The following is a 19,692-nucleotide window of genomic DNA, read 5'->3' on the forward strand; positions in this document are numbered from 1 at the left end:
CTGCGCCGAGGCACAGCGATGTGGTCCGGCGGCAACCTATCGAGGTCGCCGTCGGTGCGGCAGATTCCGAAGTCGAACCAGACTCTCCTGCCGAGCACGCCACGTCCGATCACGCCAGCCGCTCCAACAAGCTCGCCACTATTTGTGACACGAGACCGTCCGTCTCCGGTCTCGCCCCCACGATCTCGTCATGTGCAATCTCGCGGTCGAGGCGCCTCACTTCCGACTCGCCGATCTCGACCGTGAACTCGGTTGCCGACGAACGCAGCCACCAGCGCAGATGCAGGTTCGTGCCGACGCTCGGCCCGCCGACGCCCCGGTAGTCGACGAAGTGATAGCGGAAGTCAAATCTGACCAGTTCGTCGTCGCGCAGCCGAAATCCCGGCACGGAGATGAACTTGGCCCGCAACTCGTGCCAACCGGCTTCGGAGAACCACTCCGTCGTCGTGAGATTGGTCTGGCCGCAGCCGAACTTGCCCGATGCCCAGTGCCTGCCGAACAGCTCGGCGCCAAGCCGCTCGCAAGCGGCGCTGACACCATCGATCAGCGGCAGCACATGCCCGCGGTAGACCGCGTCGACCACCCCGACATCCTGTTGACGAGGTCCAGGCCCTCGTCGGCGCTCGATGAACTCGGCGACTTCATGGTCGACGTGCAGCCGGTCGAGCACACCGGCTATGCCGCTCAACGGGACAGCCTCGGCGCCACTGCGTTCCAGGCGCTCGATGCCGCCATATACGACTGTGCGCGACACCACGCCGGGCACCAAGTCAGCGACTGTGTGAAGACCCTTGAAGAACGAACTCGCCACCGTCGCCCCGGACTTGATCTCGACAGCCGCGATGCCTTGGCCGGTCTCGCACAGGAGATCGCACTCGAGTCCGTTCGAGTCGCGGAAGAACCACAGCCGCGGCTCGCGGCCCCGGTTGAGTCGCTGCTTGAGCGCCTCGGCGACCACCGTGTTCTCGAAGAGATGGCCACGCAGGGGGTGCGTCTCGACTTGGGAGGCGTTCTCGATGCCGATCAGGTAGCTGGCCAAGCCGACATCGCAGAAATAGATCTTGGGCGACTTCACCAGTCGCTTGCCGATATTCGCGTGATACGGCGGCAACAGGAAGACGATGTAGCTCGCTTCGAGAATCGTCAGCCACTCGCGAGCCGTCCCGTGCGAGATGCCGACATCTGCACCGAGTGAGCTGAGATTCAGCAACTGGCCCACTCTCCCCGCACAGAGGCGCACGAACCGCCTGAAGTTGGTCAGGTTGCGGATCTCGTTCGAGCGCCGGACATCACGTTCGACGTACGTCTCGAAGTAGTCGGCGAGCGCACGGGCGGCATCGAGATGCTGGTCGTAGATGCGCGGATAGAAGCCGGACGCGATGATCTCGTCGACGTGTCCGCTGGCACCGGTGAGCGCCCGCTCGGCGAGCGAGAACGGCATGAGTCGCAGCAGCGCCGTCCTGCCTGCAAGCGATTGCCCTATTGCGTCGGAGAGCCGGAACTGCTCGCTGCCAGTCAGGATGAACTGGCCGTTGCGCTTGGTCTCATCGACTTCGACCTGGATGTACGACAGCAGATCGGGCACACGCTGGACCTCGTCGATGACTGCCCCGCCCTGTGCTTGAGCCATGAACCCGCGCGGGTCGGTCTCGGCGAAGGCGCGCGTATCGGGATCCTCGAGGTTCAGGTAGCGCAGCCCATCGAAGGTCGTCCTGCACAGCGTTGTCTTGCCCGATTGACGAGGACCAGTGACGGCGACCACCGGGAACTGGCGTGCGAGCCGCTGGAGCAGCGGTGTGATCTCCCGCTCGATCATGACCACGAGGGTAGCAGGCGGTTATGCATTTTGATAATGCTATTTACAGATTACATATTTCCGGCAAACTGCCGGCTACAGGCGACGGTTCGCGCGGTCCCCCGGCGTGGCGGCGGCCCGGAAGTCGTCGGCCACCTGGGCCATGGTGGCGAACGTCACGCTTGGCTGGGCTGCCATGTGATCGATGAGCCGCTCGAGCATCAGCATCCGGCTGCCCCGCCCGATGCACTGGGGATGCATGGTGAGCACGAACACCCCGCTGCCGACGCGGTTGTTCAGGTAGTCGAACTCGGCCGACCACACGTCATAGACGTGATCGGGTGTGCGCAGCCCTTGCACGGTGGGCCCGTCGTAGCTGAAGTAGGGCCAGTCGTCGAGGATCCAGTCGAACGGCAGTTGCACAAGGTCGACCTCGTCGCCGAACTGGTGCGGGCCGTCGGTGGTGGGCACGTCGCCCAGTCGGCACCACGTTGGCGCGTAGTCGTTGCGGGCCATGGAGGAGTCGTAGGAGAAGCCGTGCTCGATGAGCAGGCTGATCCAGCGGTCGCCGCAGTTGCCGCCCGGCACCCGATGCCCGACCGGCAGGCCGCCCGAGAGTCGTTCGAGGCAGTCCATCGATCGGGTCAGGATGGCCCGCTCGTCGGCTTCGTCCCGCTTCGATGACGGGGCTTCGTGGCAGTAGCCGTGGTAGCCCACCTCGTGCCCGTCGGAGGCCACCCGGGCGCACACGTCGCCGAAGGTGTCGATGGTGTGGCCGGGGATGAACCAAGTGGACGGGAGGCTGCGCTCGCCGAGCAGGTCGAGCAGGCGGTGCGCGCCGATGGCGGCGAACTCGCCGCGGGCGGTCAGGTTGGGCGATCGTGACCCTCGAGGGCCGGTCCAGATCGAGACCGCATCGAAGTCGAAGCTCAGACACACGGTGATCGGACCATGAGCGCCGTTGGAGGTCTCGTCGGATGCAGCAGCGCCGTTTGACAAGCTCATCTTCGGACCCTACTCAAGGGGGTCATACGGGATGGTGCCGAACCCTGGACGAGTAGTTCCAAGGGGTTGTGCGGGGACTCCTCGACGCCATTGGGCAGCGGGGCGCAGCGGATGATGCGCTGACGGCAGCCGCGACGGCACGGGGCCGCTCACTCATCGGACGCCGCATCACGACGGAGTGGCCCCGATCTACTCGCCGGCCACCTCCGGCCCCCGGCATCCCGCGTGGCCGCAGCCTCCGCAGAACCCGCCCGAGTCGCACTCGCAAGGGACAGGGCGGGGGCGGGTCGCTTATGGCTAATGCCTGCCCGCGTGGCGGTGGAACCTGCCGTCAGGGTGCGAGTGCCAATCGCCGAAGCCTTTCGCCTTATCGGCCGCGCTTGACGGGGCAGTCGCCGGAGCAGGGGCGACCGGGTTCGGGTCCGGGGTCGCGCGCACCGCTTGGCCCGGGGCCGGGTGACGGTAGCGCCAATCCGGGTGCCGGTGATACACGCCGTCGCCGTGGCAATGCCACAAGCCCTTCTCGGCGCTTTCTGCCTGAACGGCTTGCTTGGCAGCCGATAGGCCTTCCAGGTTTGGTGAGCCGCATGCGCCGGAGCGGCCGGCCGGTTTCCGCGCGTCCTCGGCCGCTATGTCCTCATAGGGCCTGTACAGCGTGATCTTCACCGTTTCGCCCGCCGTGATGGGGGAACCCGACACAGCCACGAATATTTCATTAGCGGCGCTGAGCGTGTACCTAGTCAGCCCGCGCGATGGACCTCTGTTTATTGCCAATTGCCAGCCTTCGACCCGGCCATTCGGCATGCTGGGGGTCGTCTGAATGACTATCGCGCCGTTACCGGCTGCTATGGCCCTCACCCTGTAGGTCGTGCCTCCGATCCTGATATTGGAGTCCGACAGGTGCGTATTGCAGTTGGTTGCGCTGTTTGCATCGCAGCCAAATATGACCCCCGACCCCACATCTTGGACCGTCAGCGTGGCGGACCAAGCTTCCTCCCCGCCATCGGGGGCGGTCTGGGCGACGGCCGGGCTCGATGCAGCCAAGACCGCGGCAACCAGCGCGGCCAGCAGCAGCGCGACCAGGCGCAGGCGGACGCCACGGCGAGCTAGTGCTCTACCCCCCCCCCCGCAGAATCGGCGCGCCCGCGCGCCAAGGGCGCCGCTGCGAACCCCGAAGCGTTGTGTACGGTCCTGGCGGGCATGTGCACCTCCTGAGCGAGAGTCGCGCCGCACATTAGCCGACCGGCCGCGCCGCAGCACACACCACGACAACCACAAGCACCCCAGCCCCCACGCCCGCAGCCCCACACACCAGCGAAACGCTCGACCCGCCGCCGACCCGCTGTGCCGGGGCCGCCGACGGTACGGTGATCCGATGCCCACCTCGGCCGATCGCGCCACTGAAGCTGACGCACCGCCGCTGGCGGGGATGCGGGTATTGGAAGTGGCCACCGGCATCGCCGGCCCGTACGCCGGACGGCTGCTGGCGGGTGCGGGGGCAACCGTGGTGAAGGTGGAGCCGTCCGTCGGCGACCCTGCCCGGCGTCAACCTGTTGACGACATCCCGCTGGGATCCGACGAGCTCAGCCCGCTGTATGTGCATCTGAACGCAGGGAAGCTGAACTGCGCTGCCGACGGCGTGGACCCCTCGTGGCCCGACGTGGTGATCGCCAGCGACACGCTGGCCGGGCTTGCCGACGGACCGTGGGATCCCCAGCGGATGGCCGCCCGTGCGGCAGAGGGCCAACGAGTGCCCAAGCTCGTGACGGTGACGGCCTGGGGCGCCGATGCCCGCGACCCCGGCGTCATCGCCGACGAGCTGCTGGTGCAGACCGCCACCGGCTTCCTGGGCTTCAACGGCGACGAGGGCGCCGAGCCGCTGCGCCTGCCGGGCTGGCAGGCCCAGTACTGCGCAGGCGGTCTCGCCGCGTGGGCTGCACACCTCATCCGCAGGCGGCCCGAGACGCATATTGATGTGTCGTGGCTGGGAGCGCTGCTGACCGCCGTCGAGCTCTGCTACTGCGATTCGCTGCACTGCCAACGGCGCCGCCCGATGGTGGGGCCGCACCCGCCCACGGCATACCCGTCGGGTGCGATCCGCTGCGCCGACGGCTTCGTGTGCCCGGGCTCGATCCGTCGGGACGACTGGGAGATGCAGTGCCTGCACCTCGGCATGCCGGAGTGGATCGACGACCCCGAGCTGAGCCATCGCCACCGCCGGGCCCGCCACATCGACAAGATCCGTGAGGTCATCGAGCCCTGGTATGCCGCTCGGACCAAGCGGGAGCTGTTCCAGTTCGCGCTCGAAACGCCCTGGGCCGTCGGCATGGTGATGACGCCGCTCGACGCGCTGGCGGACGAACATCTCACCGAACGGGGCTTCCTCGGCGAGGTCGAGACACCGGCGGCAACCGCCTTGGCGCCCATCCAGCCCTTCGCCGCGCCAGGCCTGCCCGTGCCGGGTCAACGAGTCGGCGGTCAGGGCGCTGACACATGCCCGCCAGCCGATGCCCCCACGGTGGCGCTGCGACCGGCGCGCGAGCTGCGGGTGATCGAGATGACCATTGCCTGGGCCGGGCCGTACATCGGCAACCTGCTCACGCCGCTCGGCATCGACGTCATCAAGATCGAAGCGCAGAACCCCTTCGACGGCTTCCGCACCCAGCGGCCCTACGACCATGGCATGGCGCCCGGCCTCGAACACCTCGTCCACGACAATCGCTTCTACGAGGCAGGCGGGCATTTCAACGCCGTCAACAAGGGCAAGCGCGACTGCGTCGTCACGCTCGCCACGCCCGAGGGCCGCGCCGCCTTCATGGAGCTGGTGCGCAACTGCGACGCCCTGGTCGCCAACTTCTCGGCTCATGTGCTGCCCCAGCTCGGGCTCGACTTCGAGGCGCTGGCCGAGGTCAACCCCCGCATTGTGCTGGTGCGCATGCCCGCCTTCGGCGTCGACGGCCCTTATGCGGGCGCGGTGGGCTTCGGCTCGATCATCGAGGCCATGGGCGGGATGGGTCACCGGCAGGGCTACGAGCACGAGGGCGCCCGCATCTCCAACATCTACTTCCCCGACCCCATCGCCGGCATCACCGCCGGATTCGCCCTGCTGAGCGGCCTGCACCACGTCGAGCGCACCGGCCAAGGCATCGAGATCGACATCTCCCAGCAGGAAGGAACCTGGCAGCACAGCGGCGAAGCACTCGTGCTGGCCTCGACTGCAGGCCGGGACATAGGCCGCATGGGCAACCGGGAACCCGGCATCCCTTGGAGCGGCTTCATCCAAGGCACCGACGGATACCTAGCCGTCATCGCCGACACCGACCCAGCCCCTCCCGCCGCGGGCCACAACGCGGTCGGCGTGATCCTCGGCTTGCTCGAAGAGATTGAGACCAACCGCGGCGAGCCCGTTCGAACCCGGGCAGACCTGCAGGCCGTACTGCGGCTGGCCGGCGCCCGCACCGAGTTCTGTTGGGACCCATGGACGGCCCCCAACTACCAGCGCGTCGCCGAACGCATCGAGATCGTCGATCACCCAATCACGGGTCCCATGCGCCACATCGCGTCACCATTCACCTTGGATGGAGTCCGCCCGAACCAAGCCGGTCCCTCCCCCCGCTTCGACCAACACACCAACGAGGTCATGACCGAAGTAGCCGGCCTCAGCCCAGACGAGATCGCCAACCTCCGCGCCAACGGCCACATAGGAGGCGAACTGCCGCCCCCGGCCGAACTCGGCTTCATCTACGACTGACAGGCGCGCCTGCCCTCGCACACCCCGGGAGCAAACGCACCCAGCCGACTACCGTGCTCGGATGCAGATCGAACAGTTCCAGATCAACGTCCCGGACGAGCAGCTGGCGGACCTGCGGGACCGCCTGGCAAGAACCCGCTGGCCAGACACCGAACCGGTCGACGACTGGTCCCAAGGCATCCCCCTCGCCTACGTGCAGGAAGTCTGCGACTACTGGGCCAACACCTACGACTGGCGAGCCCGCGAAGCCGCGCTCAACCGGTTCGACCAGTACATGGCCGACGTCGACGGCATGAACGTGCACTTCATCCACGTCCGCTCCCCCGAGCCCGACGCGATGCCGATCGTCATCACCCACGGCTGGCCCGGCTCAGTCGTCGAGTTCCACAAGGTCATCGAACCCCTGGCCGATCCGGTCGCAAACGGCGGCAATGCGTCCGATGCCTTCCACGTGATCTGCCCATCGCTGCCCGGGTACGGCTTCAGCGCCAAACCGACCGAGCCCGGCTGGGGAATCGAGAAGATCGCCGACTGCTGGGCTGAGCTCATGACTGGTTTGGGCTACGACCGCTTCGGAGCGCAAGGCGGCGACTGGGGATCAGCCGTCACCAGCGCGCTCGGCAGCCGTCACCCCGACCGCTGCATCGGCATCCACCTGAACATGGTGATGCGCGGCAGCCGCCCCAAGGATCGCGAGCCCAACGACGAGGAGATCGCGGCCCTCACCAAGGCCAAGCACTACAACGATTGGGACTCCGGCTATTCGAAACAGCAGTCCACCCGCCCCCAGACTCTGGGTTACGGCCTCACCGATTCGCCCGCCGGTCAGGCGGCGTGGATCCTGGAGAAGTTCTGGGCCTGGACCGACTGCGACGGGCACCCGGAGAACACGCTGGGCCGCGACGAGATGCTCGACAACGTCATGCTGTACTGGCTGAACGCCAACGCAGCCTCGTCGGGCCGCCTGTACTGGGAGAGCTTCCGGCAGCTCCCCCGCATGACAGTGGACGTTCCGACCGGCGTTGCCAAGTTCCCGGCCGAGATCATCCCCCCGGTGCGCTCATGGTCTGAGCCGATCTACTCCGACATCCGTCACTGGACCGACATGCCCGCGGGCGGCCACTTCGCAGCCTTCGAGCAGCCCGAGCTGTTCGTCGACGACGTGCGCGCCTTCTTCAGCCTGCTCCGATGAGCGGAGGCCCACGGCGGCTGGCATCGAGTCGTCGCCGATGACGACAGGGCCCGCCGAGCCCCTGCTGCTCGGCGACACCATGGATCGGCCGCTGCTGGTCTCGAGCCTCATTTCCTATGCGGCCCGCAGCCATGCCGGCACCGATGTGGTGTCTGTGGACTCGGCGGGGGTCACCACGCGCAGTACTTGGCGGGAGGTGGCCGAGCGGGCCCGGCTGGTGTCCGGAGCGCTGGTCGCCGACGGCATCGGGCCAGGCGAACGCGTCGCGACCATTGCGTGCAACGACCACCGCCACCTGGAGGCCTACTACGGCATCACCGGCATCGGCGCCGTGCTGCACACCGTCAACCCCCGGCTGCATGACGACCAGCTCGCCTTCATCCTCAATGACGCCGCCGACAGCGTGGTGCTGGTCGACCAGTCGTTTGTCGAGATCGCTGTGCGCCTCGCCCCGCGCACGCCGACGGTTCGCCGCTGGGTGGTGCTCGGCCGGCTCGATGCGCCTGCGGGCCTTCCCGGCGAGATCGCGTACGAGGACTGGATCGCAGCCGCACCGGGCCCTGCGGCGTGGCCCGACTTCGACGAGCGTGCGGCCGCAACGCTCTGCTACACGTCGGGCACCACCGGCAACCCCAAGGGCGTGCTGCAGAGCCACCGGTCGATCGTGCTGCAGACCTGGGCCACCTGCACCGGTGACGGCCACGACGTCCACTCGGGCCACGCCGTGCTCGGCACCGTGCCGATGTTCCACGTCAACGGCTGGGCACTGCCGTTCGCCACCGCGATGAGCGGCGCAAAGCTCGTGCTGCCAGGCCCCGACCTCAGCCCGAGGCCCTCGTGAATCTCATCGAAGCCGAGGACATCACGTTCTCGGCGGGAGTGCCCACGATCTGGCTCGGCGTCGTGCAGTACCTGCAGGACACGGGTCGAAGCGTGCCCTCCTTGCAGAAAGTGGCTGTCGGAGGTTCAGCCGCGCCACGGGTGCTCATCGACACGCTCGAGGACGATTACGGCGTCACGGTCAGCCACGTCTGGGGAATGACCGAGATGACCCAGGGCACGTCGGGTCGGTTCACGCACCGGGTCGAGCGCAGCGATCGTGACGCCCAGCGCGACCGCCAAGCCAAAGCCGGCCGCGAGCTGTATGGCATCGAGCTGCGCGTGGTCGACGCCCAAGGCAACGTCTTGCCCCATGACGGTCGCAGCGTCGGCGAGATACAGGCACGGGGTCCGTGGATGTGCGGCGCGTACTACCTAGGCGAACTCGCCGACCCCGGCGCGTTCGCCGACTCGCACCTGTCGCCCGCCGAGGGCGGGTGGCTGCGCACGGGCGACGTGGGTGCTCTCGACGCCGAGGGCTACCTGACCCTGACCGACCGATCGAAGGATGTCATCAAGAGCGGCGGCGAGTGGATCAGCTCGATCGAGCTGGAGAACGCTGCGCTCATTGCGCCCGGTGTGGCGGCCGCTGCGGTCATCGGCCTGCCGCACGAGCGCTGGGGCGAACGGCCGCTGCTCATCGTCGAGCTCGCCGCCGGTGCCACCCTCGATGCCGGCGCCGTGCTCGACGCGATCAGGCCCCGGGTGGCGTCGTGGTGGCTTCCCGACGACATCGTCGTCGCAGACGAGATCCCGCTGACGGGCACAGGAAAGATCGACAAGAAACTCCTGCGCACCCACTATGCCGACCACGCCTGGCCCTCCGGCTGACCTCTCGCCTGCATTCGGATTGGGGCAGGTCGCCAGTAGCATGGTCCGCTGGACAGACGCGAGGTATTGACATGGCTGCCGGTCGCACAACGTTCGAGAAACTGCAGAGAGACCGGGCCAAGAAGGCGAAGGCCGAGGCCAAGCGCGCCAAGCGCATGGGCAAGATTCCCCAGAGCGGTCCGCTGGTCAACGAGACACCTGAGCCCGAGGGCACGGGCGCTGTGCTCGACGGCAACCTCGATGAGGAACTGTCTGCGGCAGATCTGATCCGCCTTGTCGAAGAGGTGCAGACCCAATTTGACAACGACGAAATCAGCTTCGACGAGTACGAGGAGCGCAAGATCGAGCTCCTCGCCCGCCTGCCTACCGACTGAGCGTCAGCCTGTGAGGCGGTGGACCGACACCGCGTAGTCGCCGCCGTCGAACGGGGCGCCTTCCCACGTTGAGTAACGGGCGTCGAGCTCGAGCCCGTTGCGTTCGGCGAGTGCGTCGTACACATGCAGCGCCAGGTAGCCGTCGCTGAGCTGGAAGCCCGCCACCAGCACGCCACCAGGGCGCAGATGCGCGGCGATGTTGGCCATCACCGCGGCTTCGGTGCCGCGTTCGAGGAAGATCATCACGTTGCCCGCGGCCACCGCAGCGTCGAACAGCCGCCGCTCGCCGGAGTCGCTCGAAGTGCCGATGTCGCTCGGTATGCCCGGGTCGCTCGAAATGCCGGAATCTCTCGAAATGACAGTGCTGGCCAGGTCGCCCTGGATCCACACCAGCTCGGGCGCCTTGTCGCGTGCGAGGTCGAGCATGGCGGGGTCCAAGTCGACGCCCACGACGTGGTGGCCGCGCCGGGCCAGCTCGATGGCGACCCGGCCGGTGCCGCACCCTGCGTCGAGCACGCTGCCGCCTCGCGGCAGCAGCGAATCAACCAAATCGGCTTCGCCATGAATCGACTCGCCGCGCGCCGCCTTGCGGGCCCAGCGGTCGTCGTACTCGGCGCCGCGGGGTATGTCGCCTCGTTCAGCCCAGCGGCTCAGCGGTCCTCCCAGTTCGGGTCACGCCGCTCGGCAAAGGCGGTCGCGCCCTCGATGGCATCGGACGACGCAAAGACATCCTCAAGCGCCGGCTGCTGGAATGCCCAGAAGTCGTCTTCGGACACGCCGAGCACGTTGCGGATCAGCGCCTTGGAGGCACGCACGCCTTTCGGCGCATTGCGGGCGATGCGCTCGCCGAGTTCGACGGCCACGTTCACTGCCTCGCCCTTCGGGCAGACCCGGTTCACCATGCCGTGCTGGTGCGCGACTTCGGCCGTGATCGGCTCGGCGGTCAGCGCCATCTCCATGGCCAGGCTGTAGGGGAGCTGGCGCGGCAAGCGCAGCAGCGCGCCGGCACCTGCGAACAGCCCGACGCCTACCTCGGGAATGCCGAGCATGGTGCCTTCCGATGCCACGATCAGGTCGCACGACAGCGCCACTTCCAGCCCTCCCGCCAGGGCGAAGCGCTCCACCGCGGCGATGAGCGGCTTGGCCGCGCTGCGCTCGGCGATGCCCCCGAAGCCGCGGCCAGCCGGGTTCGGCATCGCATCGATCCCGCCGCCGCTGACGAACGCCTTGAGGTCCATGCCGGCGCTGAAGCCCCGTCCGGCACCGGTGATCACACCGACGCGCACATCAGGATCGGCGTCGAGCTCATCGAGCGCCTCTCCCAACGCTACCGACAAGTCCATGTTGAATGCATTCATCGCATCGGGTCGGTTCAGCGTCAGGATCTGCACGTAGCCACGCTGCTCGACGAGGACGAGGGGTTCTTCGCTCACGGAAATTCCTCCATTTCAGGCGCCGACAGTAGCCTCGCGATGCGACCAGGCACCATACGGAACTCGGAGCGCGTAATGAACGGCAGCGGCGACGAGGTGGGCGACCTGCTGGCGCGGATCGAAATGGCTGAGCCGTCCGAGGCCCCGCTGCTGGTCCAGCTGCTGGCTCGGTCGCCCAACCTGCAGCAGGCCGATGGCCCAGTGGCCCTACGCGCTGCCCGGGCACTCAGCGTCCACGGCGGTCCCCAGATGCTGTCGATCGCAGGCGAGCTGGCCGCTCGCGCACACCGCTCAGGGCAGGCAGGTGCCGGGGTCGTGTTCGCCGAATGCGCCGACAAGATGAGCCTGCTCAGCGGGCGGCCCCAGCAATTCGGCACCGTGGTCACACAGCACCTGGGCGACCTCGTGCTGGCACCCGTCGATGGCTCGGTCGATGACGAGTCCCGCAATCGCATCGGCCTGCCGACGCTGGCTCAACGGCGCGCTGAGATCGATCGCCGCAACCGTGAGCTCAGCCGCGAACGAGCCGACACCCCGGGCCTGCCGCCCGGCCAGCGCATGTGCCGGGTCTGGAGGGATCCGTCGCCGGGGTTTCTCGCCTCGCAGCTCGACGCCGATCCGGCCGGCTGCTGGGCCGACGGCGACGAGCTCACCTTCGTCTGCCGCAGCGATGCCGCCGGTGTGCTGCCGGGGCCGGTCATCGAGCTGCCGATGTGGCGCATCGACGAGAACGGCGCCAATGGCGACGGCGGCGACCTGTGGGCGCTCAGCGTGCGCATCGAACGGCTGCCAGAAGCCGTGATCGGCTATGGCTTCTGGCCGCTCGACGACGCGGGCAGCCTGCTGGGCGGCCAGCGCGGGCCGGTACCCCATCGCTTCCGCGGTCCCGACGCGCCGGCGGAAATGCCCTCACACCCTGATGATGAGCTGCGCGGCACCTCGCAGGTGCACACCATTGACAGCACGGCGCTGCGCTCCAAGCGCACGGTGACGGTGTACCTGCCGCCGGGTCACTCGGCCGCCGCGCGATTGCCGGTCCTCTACGCCACCGACGGCGGCATGATCGGCCCGTACATCAGGCGTCTCGATGCCGGCATCACCAACGAGACCGTGCCCCGCTTCGTGCTCGTGGCAGCACACTCAGCGCCCATGGGCGGCTACGGCAACGAGCGTGCCATGGAGTACCTGCCGGGCTTCGACAACGACCGCTTCGACCGCCACCAGCGGTTCTTCGTCGAGGAGCTGACGGCCTGGGCCGCCCAGACCTTCGGCGTCTCGGAGAATCGCAGCGAGCGCGGCGTGTTCGGCGCATCAGACGGCGGCGGCCATGCGCTCGCCGTCGGCCACATGCACCGCGACAAGTTCGGCCACGCCATGGCCTATTCCACCGGCATGCCGCCGAACGAGCAGATGAACTGGAACGCGGCCGAGGCGCCATTCGTGCACCTGTGCGCCGGCACGCTCGAAGGCGGCTTCCACCAGGCCACCGAGGCATGGGCGGCCTGGCTGCACTTCGCCAAGTCGCCCCACGAATGGACCGAGCGTGTCTGCGGGCACGACCTCATCCAGTGGATCGAGGAGTTGCCCCGCGCTGTTGCACGCGCCTGGGGCTGAGCGGCGATCCCGTGACCGCAGCGGCGGACGAACCCCCGATCCCCTCCACGCTGGCGTGAGCACCCAAGACGGGCGCATCGCCGTCGACGGCGTCGGCATCGCCTGGCGACGCTTCATGCCGCCCGAGCACGCCTTCGAACACGGCCCGGCCGGCGAGCGTCCCACCGTCGTGATGCTGCACGAGGGCTTGGGCAGCATCACCCAGTGGCGCTACCTGCCCGAGGTGCTGGCGCACCGGTGCGGGCTCGACGTGGTGGCTTATGACCGCAGCGGCTACGGGCGCTCCGATCCCCTCCCGCAGACCTATGCCGACGGCTTCATGGAACGCGAGGCCGCCGACGTGCTGCCCGCGGTGCTCGAACAGCTCGACGTGGGTCGACCCATCCTGATCGGGCACAGCGACGGAGCGTCCATCGCCCTCATCGCCGCCGCCACAGGCTCCGTGAGCCCGCTCGGCGTCGCGGTCATCGCGCCCCACACCTTCATCGAGGACGTCTGTATCGAGGGCATCCGCGCCATCGACGGTCAGCGCGAGCGGGTCATCTCGGGACTGGCCCGCCACCACGACCATCCCCGCCTCGCGTTCGAGCGCTGGCGGGATGCCTGGCTGACACCTCGGTTCAGCCTGTGGGACATGCGGCCCTTGCTCGAACGCATCGACTGCGCGGTGCTGGTGCTGCAGGGTGACGGCGACCAGTACGCCACCGACGCGCAGGTGTGGACGATCACTGAGCGGGTAAGAGGGGCCGAAGGTCATCTCCTGGCCGACTGCGGCCACGTCGCTCACTGCGATCAGCCCGAACTGGTGGCGGGCTATCTCGCCGAGTTCGTCTCAGCCTGCGCGCCGGCGCCGAGCCTGCCCGACAGCGCTTCGAGCGCGTCGGCTGCAATGAGATCGGGGTCTTCAAACGGTCCGAAGTGACTCAACTGCGGATACTCAATGAGCCATGAGTTGGCGAGCGCCTCGTGTGCGGGCACTCCGATGTCCGCGTCTTCGCGTGGCGGTAGCTGCAGTCCCCTGCCGATGGCCACGCGTGTCTGGCTGCCGTCAAGCAAGGCAGTCGTCGAAACCCACTCGCCGTCGTAGGTCGCCGCTTCGTCTGCCGCGCGGCACCTCAGCCGGATGGTGCCGTCGGGCAGGTCCTCGAACCCGTTCGCGACATAGCTCGCCAGGGCATCGGCCCTCATGGTGCCGAACGGCGGGCGAGGCGCGTACCGCTCGAAGGCCTCGCCGCGGGACGCGAAGGTCTCGCGCCGCTTGTGGGTGAACTCTGCCAGCGGGTTCTCCCCAGGACCGAATTTGTCTTCGACGCGCCACACGACGGGCTCGTAGCCGTACATCCGCCGGATCGTGCTGGGTCGCCGTGCATCGGCCAGCAGCAGCGTGGCCGCACCTATCGAGTGGCCGACGCAATCCAGCTCTCCAGCGGCGATGCCCAAGTGATCGACGATCGCCAGCAGGTCATCTGCCAGCGTCGTCCACAGGTAGTCGCGGTCCGCGGGCGGCGGGCTCCAGCCATGTGCCCGCAGGTCGGGCGCCCACACGGTGAAGTGTTCGACGAGGCGGCTCGCGAGCGGGCCGTAAACCCGACCGTTGAAGCCGGTCGCGTGCACGAACAGCAGCGGCGGGCCATCGCCCCCCAAGCAATGCAGCGCGAGCTCGACCCCGTCGGCGACCTCGACCATCTCCGGCGCTGCCATGTCGCTGCCGACAGTGGTCATGCCGGGTCCCGGCGTGTGGGGACAGCACATGTGCTAGCCATGCGCGCATGAGTACTACAGACGCCGCCGCGGGCGCTGAGGCACCCCCCGATCTCGAGTTCTTCTGGGATCCGGTCTGCCCGTTCGCGTGGATCACCTCGCGCTGGGTGGAAAAGGTCGTCGCCCAGACCGGCTACTCGGTGGACTGGCGATTCATCTCGCTGCGCATCCTCAACAAACACCGCGATTACGCCACCGAATTCCCTGCGGGATACGAGCAGGGGCACACGGCGGGGCTGCGGATGCTGCGCACCGCCGCTGCGGTGCGGGCAGAGCTCGGCCGCGACGTCATGGGTCCGCTGTACGACGCGATGGGCCAGCACTACTGGGAGATGCCCAAAGGCTCGGGATTGCGCGACCGCATCGGCACCGAATCCCACACCGCAGAAGCACTGGCGTCCGCCGGGCTGCCCACCGACTTCGCATCAGCCGTCGACGACGAGAGCTGGGATGCGGAAATCGAGGCCGAGACCGAGCTGGCGCTCAGCCGCACCGGGCGCGATGTCGGCACACCGATCATCACGGTCGAACCGCCGGACGGGCTGTCGTTCTTCGGACCGGTCATCTCCCGCGTGCCCACCGACGAACAGGCGGTCCCGCTGTGGAATGCCGTCATCGAGCTCGCACGCTTTCCCGGTTTCGCCGAGCTAAAGCGGTCGCTGCGCGAGGCCCCGCAGCTGCGCGTGCTGGGCACCATGTCTGACAACCCCGAGATGGAGGACTGGGAAGCCGGCTCCCGCAAGGCCCACAAGCCCAGCTAGCCCAGCTAGCTCGGCTCGAATCGGTACGCCTCGGCCTGGGGCTTGAGCGGGCGCGACAGCCACAGCGGGCGCCGCAGACCGCCGGGACCAGGCGCAGGCCGGGTCATCTCCAGCCACTCGCTGTACGCCTCCGCCGCACGTGCTGTGTCCACCACCACGTCGCCGTAGCGATCACCGGCCTCAGCCGGCGTCACGCGCACGCGCTGGTGCCAGCACTGCATGCCCGATACGGGATCGGGCTGCACGGAGAAGGTCAGGTTCTGATGCACGCCGGTGTCGTTCCACCACACCCGCTCGGAGTCGGGATCGTCTGATGCGAACGGCGCCATCGACCCCGTGCGCCGCAGCCGCCAGGTAGTGCCGTCCCGATCGATTTCTGCGGGACCGCCGGCCCACGACTTGGGCCCGTCACCGTCCCCGCCGGGTTGCGCGTCGGATTGCGCGGCAGGGTCGAGCCGCCAGCGACCCATGTGGTGCGAGGCGGCCACCACACCTGGGCGGATGCCCTCGGTGCGCCATGCCGAGATGACAAAGTGACCGATCCGGGTAGAGATCCGCACCAACCCGCCGACATCGATGCCGAGCGCCTCGGCATCGGAGGGATGGATCCACAGCGGGTGGCGATGGCTGATCTCCGCCAGCCACTTCGAGTTCGCGGATCTGGTGTGGATCAGCGTCGGGATTCGGAAGGTCGGCACCAGGATCCGCTCGTCTCCGGCGAGGTCCAGATCCTGCCAATGCACGTGGCTGGGAATCCAGCCGGGCGTGGCGTGCTCGGGCCAGCCCCAATCGGCCAGCGTCGTCGAGTAGAGCTCAAGCTTGCGGGACGGCGTCGGGAAGCCCTGCCGAGCCGCGCCTGCCACGTGCACTCCGAGCGCACCGTCGCCCAGCGGCGGCAGCGGCGCTGACGCCGCGCCGACCGTGTCACGTTGCGGCCGGTACACCCCATCGTTGCCGAGCACCGCTCCCAGCAGCTGCGACTGCGCAACGACGCGCTCGTGGTGGCCGTAGGGGTCGCCCTCGATGGCATAGGCGCCGCGGTCTCGCATGAACTCCAGCGGCGACTGGCCAGCCGCAGCGGCATCGTCTGCCAGCCCGGGGACCTCATCGGCGAAGATCGCCCCGTAGTACTCATCGACGCTGATGGGTTCGCCGGGCCTGGCAGGGCTCTCGAACCACTTGCGGATGCCGAGCGAACCGTCGGGGTCGATCCGCCACGACAGGTCGATCCAGAACTCGTTCTCCTCCCACACCTCCCCTGGGTTGAACTCGTGGGTGCGGCTGTGCGGTCCTACGTCTCGCCCGGCCAACTCTGCGTAGCGGCGCATGACCGGCTGGCGGAATCCCAGCCATTGGCCGGCGTGGGTCTCGAAGGACGCCAGGTCGTGGCGTTCGGAGCCGACGCCCATCGGCAGCACGTAGTCGGCGAACCACGCCGTCTCGGACCAGGTGGGCGTCAGCGCGACGTGGCAGCCGACGCGTTCAGGATCGGACAGCGCCTCCAGCCAGCTGAAACCGTCGGGATTCGTCCACACAGGGTTGTAGACGCGGGTGAAGTAGGTATCCAGACGCCCCCGCCCCTCGCGCAGGAAGTGCGGCAGCAGGATCGACATCTCGTGGTGGCAGAGCGGGTACTCGGGCGGCCAGGAGAGCTCATTCCAGTGATCGGACGCCGGCGGCCGCAGCGGAGGTGCCGGCTTCATCTTGTGCCAGCCGGCACCTGTCGTGCCGCCGGGCGTGCCCACCGAGCCGGTGAGCACGTTGAGGAAGAACAGGCAGCGGGCCGTTTGCCAGCCGCCCAGGTTGCCCGCCCCGGCCGCCCGCCAGTTGTGGGATGCGAAGCGACTCTGCGCGTTGCCGATCAATACAGCGATGTCGCGCAGCTCATCCGCATCCAGTCCGCACAATTCCGCAGCCCGCTCGGGCGTGTAGTCGGCGTAGGCCTCGAGCAGCGCCCGCTCGACTGACTCGAAGACGGGCGGCAGATCGGGGCGAGTCTGCGACAGGTAGGTCTGCCAATTCGTCCATCGGTGCACGAAGGCGCGGTCCCAGGTTCCGGCTTCGATCAGCAGGCGCGCCAGGCACAGCAGCAGGACGGGCTCGGTCCCCGGCCACGCGGGCAGCCAATGGTCCGCCTTGGCTCCCGTGTTGGACAGCCGGGGATCCACGCAGATGACCTTGGCACCGCGCTGCTGCCCTTCGATGATGCGCTGCGCGTGCGGGTTGAAGTAGTGCCCGGCTTCGAGATGGCTCGAGATGAGAAAGATCACTTCGGCATTGGCGAAGTCGGATGAGGGCCGATCATGGCCCATCCAACTGGCGTACCCGACGCGTGCGTTCGAGGAGCAGACGTTGGTGTGACTGTTGTGCCCGTCGATGCCCCACGCCGTCAAGACGCGCTCGGTGTAGCCGTCCTCGCCCGGCCGGCCGACGTGGTACATGATCTCGTCGCGGCGGCCCTCGATGATCGCGGTGCGGATGCGCTCGGCGATCTCGCCCAATGCGGTGTCCCAGCTGATCCGTTCCCAGCCGCCGCTGCCGCGCTCGCCGGTGCGGCGAAGCGGGTGCAGGATCCGCTCGGGGTCGTGCACCTGGTTGATCGTGGCGGGTCCCTTGGCGCAGTTGCGGCCTCGCGAAGCAGGATGGGCCGGATTCCCCTCGAAGCGCACCACCTCGTCGGTGTCCCGGTCGATGTACGCGACCAGCCCGCAGGCTGCCTCGCAGTTGAAGCAGGTCGTGGGCACCAAGGAGTAGTTGCGCTCGACGCGTTCGGGCCACGACGCCGCATCCAGCTCGGTCCAGTTGTGCCATTCGCTATGCGGGACGGCTGAGCCGAGGCGCATCGCGGCGCCCGCGGATTGATCCTGATCGGTCATGACAGTTCGTTCATGAGAGGGGCACCGCCTGCGCCTCACGCAGGAATGCTCGATCGTGACGCCACAGCCAGACCAAGACCGCCAACGCTGCCACGGGCGTCCACGAGAAGACGGCAGCATCAGCACGCATCGCCACCAGCGCTCCCCAGACCGCGCCGCCGCCCAGGACAGCCTCGCCCACCAGCCTCCCGATGAGCGCGAGCGCGGGGCGATCCGCCCACTGCACGCGGCCGCGGCACTGGCGCAGCAGCAAGGCGGTATACCCGGCGGTCGCCACCGAGAAGAGCGCCGTCGGCCCGATCAGCACGGCAAACCAGGTCGAACCGCCCCACAGACCGCCGATGCCCCACAGCGTCACGAGCACGCCGTCGGCCATGATCACCCACGCGCCTGCCGTGATCCAACTGCGGAGCCGGCCCTTCGTGAACAGGTACCAGAAGCGCTCGGGCCTCTTCAGGTCGGCGATCAGCAGCACACCGGTCACGGCGAGCGCGACCAGCGCGATGACTGCGGGGCCCGTGGCCAACGCGGCGCGGTCGTCCCAGCCCAGCAGCGCCGCAGCCATCGCCCACAGCATCACGCCGGCAGCCACACCCTTGGTGACGAAGTATGCGGAGACCTTGGCGCCCCACGGCTCTGCGTGAGCCACGGTGTATGCAGTGCGCGACTCTGCGGGGACATCCGGCGACCACGTCGCGCTGCCGGTCCAGTCCGACCAGATCAACCCGTCGGGTGCGACTGGCCGAGCCAGCGGATCGAGTGCCTCGGGGACTGTGCCCGCGTAGTGCACCTTCGGCAGCGTGCGCCGCTCGGGCGCCCGCACGGGCAGGCTCTCGCTTTGGATCCGCTGAGCAACGGGGTCGTTCGGATCGTCATGGTCGACGACGGTGATGGCGCGGGTCGGGCAGACCGACACGCACGAAGGCTCCAGCCCGACCTCCAGCTTGTGCTGGCAGAAGTTGCACTTGTGCGCTGTGTTGGTGCGCGGCGAGATGTAGAGCGCGTCATAGGGGCAGGCATTCATGCAGCCTTTGCAGCCGATGCAGCGAGAGTCGTCGAAATCGACCACGCCGTTGCTCGCACGGAACAGCGCCCCCGTCGGGCAGATCGAGATGCACGGCGCGTCGTCGCAGTGATTGCACCGCATCACCGCGAAGTGCCGTTGCGTGTCGGGGAACTCGCCCGTCTCGACGTAGTTCACCCACGTGCGGTTGACGCCCAAGGGCACGTCGTGCTCGCTCTTGCACGCCACCGTGCACGCGTGGCAGCCAATGCACGCGCCGCTGTCCAGCAAGAACCCGAGGCGCGTCACGCACACAGGATCGCACAGCGAACGGCCGCTGCAACGCACCGCCACTAGCCGAACAGTCAGCCGCCGCGCACAGCAGTCCCGATCGCGCGGGTTACCGACCGCCCGAGT

General features: G+C 68.2%; 14 protein-coding genes and 1 pseudogene. 8 read left to right on the plus strand and 7 right to left on the minus strand.

Features of this window, described 5'->3' with window-relative positions:
• Positions 1–109 precede the first annotated feature (109 nt).
• Entirely contained in the window at positions 110–1,816 is a 1,707-nt protein-coding gene (locus ACOGW9_RS05680; RefSeq protein ID WP_419909213.1) for an ATP-binding protein, read from the minus strand.
• A gap of 75 nt (positions 1,817–1,891) precedes the next feature.
• The gene (locus ACOGW9_RS05685) at positions 1,892–2,800 is read right to left on the minus strand and encodes a polysaccharide deacetylase family protein (RefSeq protein WP_419909215.1); all 909 of its coding nucleotides are present in this window, start codon (positions 2,798–2,800) and stop codon (positions 1,892–1,894) included.
• A gap of 1,375 nt (positions 2,801–4,175) precedes the next feature.
• Here ACOGW9_RS05685 and ACOGW9_RS05690 point away from each other — a divergent pair.
• The 5 genes and pseudogenes from ACOGW9_RS05690 (at position 4,176) to ACOGW9_RS05710 (ending at position 9,827) form a co-directional block, all read left to right on the plus strand.
• On the plus strand, positions 4,176–6,551 hold the full coding sequence (locus tag ACOGW9_RS05690; protein ID WP_419909217.1) for a CoA transferase: 2,376 nt from the start codon (positions 4,176–4,178) through the stop codon (positions 6,549–6,551).
• A gap of 61 nt (positions 6,552–6,612) precedes the next feature.
• Positions 6,613–7,743 carry an epoxide hydrolase family protein gene (locus ACOGW9_RS05695; RefSeq protein WP_419909219.1) on the plus strand — a complete coding sequence of 377 codons (1,131 nt, stop codon included), beginning with the start codon at positions 6,613–6,615 and terminating at the stop codon, positions 7,741–7,743.
• A 79-nt stretch (positions 7,744–7,822) separates the two neighbouring features.
• Positions 7,823–8,937, plus strand: a pseudogene (locus ACOGW9_RS05700) (AMP-binding protein); the annotation flags it as partial.
• 42 nt (positions 8,938–8,979) lie between these two features.
• Positions 8,980–9,453, plus strand: coding sequence for an AMP-binding enzyme (locus ACOGW9_RS05705; protein WP_419909329.1), 474 nt, complete (start codon positions 8,980–8,982; stop codon positions 9,451–9,453).
• 71 nt (positions 9,454–9,524) lie between these two features.
• A complete protein-coding gene (locus ACOGW9_RS05710; RefSeq protein WP_323672729.1) occupies positions 9,525–9,827 on the plus strand; it encodes a hypothetical protein in 303 nt (100 codons plus the stop codon).
• A 3-nt stretch (positions 9,828–9,830) separates the two neighbouring features.
• Here ACOGW9_RS05710 and ACOGW9_RS05715 read toward each other — a convergent pair whose 3' ends face one another.
• Both ACOGW9_RS05715 and ACOGW9_RS05720 read right to left on the minus strand, forming a co-directional pair.
• The gene (locus ACOGW9_RS05715) at positions 9,831–10,481 is read right to left on the minus strand and encodes a class I SAM-dependent methyltransferase (protein WP_419909331.1); all 651 of its coding nucleotides are present in this window, start codon (positions 10,479–10,481) and stop codon (positions 9,831–9,833) included.
• Complete coding sequence (locus ACOGW9_RS05720; RefSeq protein ID WP_419909222.1) at positions 10,478–11,260, minus strand: crotonase/enoyl-CoA hydratase family protein; 783 nt, start codon at positions 11,258–11,260, stop codon at positions 10,478–10,480. Before ACOGW9_RS05720 ends, ACOGW9_RS05715 begins: the two co-directional genes overlap by 4 nt.
• A 75-nt stretch (positions 11,261–11,335) precedes the next feature.
• On the opposite strand from ACOGW9_RS05720, the gene ACOGW9_RS05725 reads away from it, so the two are divergent.
• Both ACOGW9_RS05725 and ACOGW9_RS05730 read left to right on the plus strand, forming a co-directional pair.
• Positions 11,336–12,874: an alpha/beta hydrolase gene (locus ACOGW9_RS05725; protein ID WP_419909224.1), complete on the plus strand. Its 1,539-nt coding sequence runs from the start codon at positions 11,336–11,338 to the stop codon at positions 12,872–12,874.
• Between the two features lie 55 nt (positions 12,875–12,929).
• Entirely contained in the window at positions 12,930–13,796 is an 867-nt protein-coding gene (locus tag ACOGW9_RS05730; protein WP_419909226.1) for an alpha/beta fold hydrolase, read from the plus strand.
• Here ACOGW9_RS05730 and ACOGW9_RS05735 read toward each other — a convergent pair.
• Positions 13,688–14,596, minus strand: coding sequence for an alpha/beta fold hydrolase (locus tag ACOGW9_RS05735; RefSeq protein WP_419909228.1), 909 nt, complete (start codon positions 14,594–14,596; stop codon positions 13,688–13,690). The two genes, ACOGW9_RS05730 and ACOGW9_RS05735, sit on opposite strands and share 109 nt — an antisense overlap.
• A 47-nt stretch (positions 14,597–14,643) precedes the next feature.
• Between ACOGW9_RS05735 and ACOGW9_RS05740 the strand changes: the two genes are divergently transcribed.
• Complete coding sequence (locus ACOGW9_RS05740; protein WP_419909230.1) at positions 14,644–15,396, plus strand: hypothetical protein; 753 nt, start codon at positions 14,644–14,646, stop codon at positions 15,394–15,396.
• 5 nt (positions 15,397–15,401) lie between these two features.
• Here ACOGW9_RS05740 and ACOGW9_RS05745 read toward each other — a convergent pair whose 3' ends face one another.
• On the minus strand, positions 15,402–18,272 hold the full coding sequence (locus ACOGW9_RS05745; protein WP_419909232.1) for a molybdopterin dinucleotide binding domain-containing protein: 2,871 nt from the start codon (positions 18,270–18,272) through the stop codon (positions 15,402–15,404).
• A gap of 10 nt (positions 18,273–18,282) precedes the next feature.
• A complete protein-coding gene (locus ACOGW9_RS05750; RefSeq protein WP_419909234.1) occupies positions 18,283–19,584 on the minus strand; it encodes a 4Fe-4S dicluster domain-containing protein in 1,302 nt (433 codons plus the stop codon).
• Between the last annotated feature and the right edge of the window lie 108 nt (positions 19,585–19,692).

Source organism: Candidatus Poriferisodalis sp. (assembly GCF_965203655.1).
Taxonomy (GTDB): Bacteria; Actinomycetota; Acidimicrobiia; order Acidimicrobiales; family Poriferisodalaceae; genus Poriferisodalis.

Coding starts and splice junctions, on each gene's coding strand:
- ACOGW9_RS05685 (WP_419909215.1), bottom strand. CDS start 2,800: ATGAGCTTGTCAAACGGCGCTGCTGCATCCGACGAGACCTCCAACGGC.
- ACOGW9_RS05745 (WP_419909232.1), bottom strand. CDS start 18,272: ATGACCGATCAGGATCAATCCGCGGGCGCCGCGATGCGCCTCGGCTCA.
- ACOGW9_RS05690 (WP_419909217.1), top strand. CDS start 4,176: ATGCCCACCTCGGCCGATCGCGCCACTGAAGCTGACGCACCGCCGCTG.
- ACOGW9_RS05705 (WP_419909329.1), top strand. CDS start 8,980: ATGTGCGGCGCGTACTACCTAGGCGAACTCGCCGACCCCGGCGCGTTC.
- ACOGW9_RS05710 (WP_323672729.1), top strand. CDS start 9,525: ATGGCTGCCGGTCGCACAACGTTCGAGAAACTGCAGAGAGACCGGGCC.
- ACOGW9_RS05680 (WP_419909213.1), bottom strand. CDS start 1,816: ATGATCGAGCGGGAGATCACACCGCTGCTCCAGCGGCTCGCACGCCAG.
- ACOGW9_RS05735 (WP_419909228.1), bottom strand. CDS start 14,596: ATGACCACTGTCGGCAGCGACATGGCAGCGCCGGAGATGGTCGAGGTC.
- ACOGW9_RS05740 (WP_419909230.1), top strand. CDS start 14,644: ATGAGTACTACAGACGCCGCCGCGGGCGCTGAGGCACCCCCCGATCTC.
- ACOGW9_RS05725 (WP_419909224.1), top strand. CDS start 11,336: ATGAACGGCAGCGGCGACGAGGTGGGCGACCTGCTGGCGCGGATCGAA.
- ACOGW9_RS05695 (WP_419909219.1), top strand. CDS start 6,613: ATGCAGATCGAACAGTTCCAGATCAACGTCCCGGACGAGCAGCTGGCG.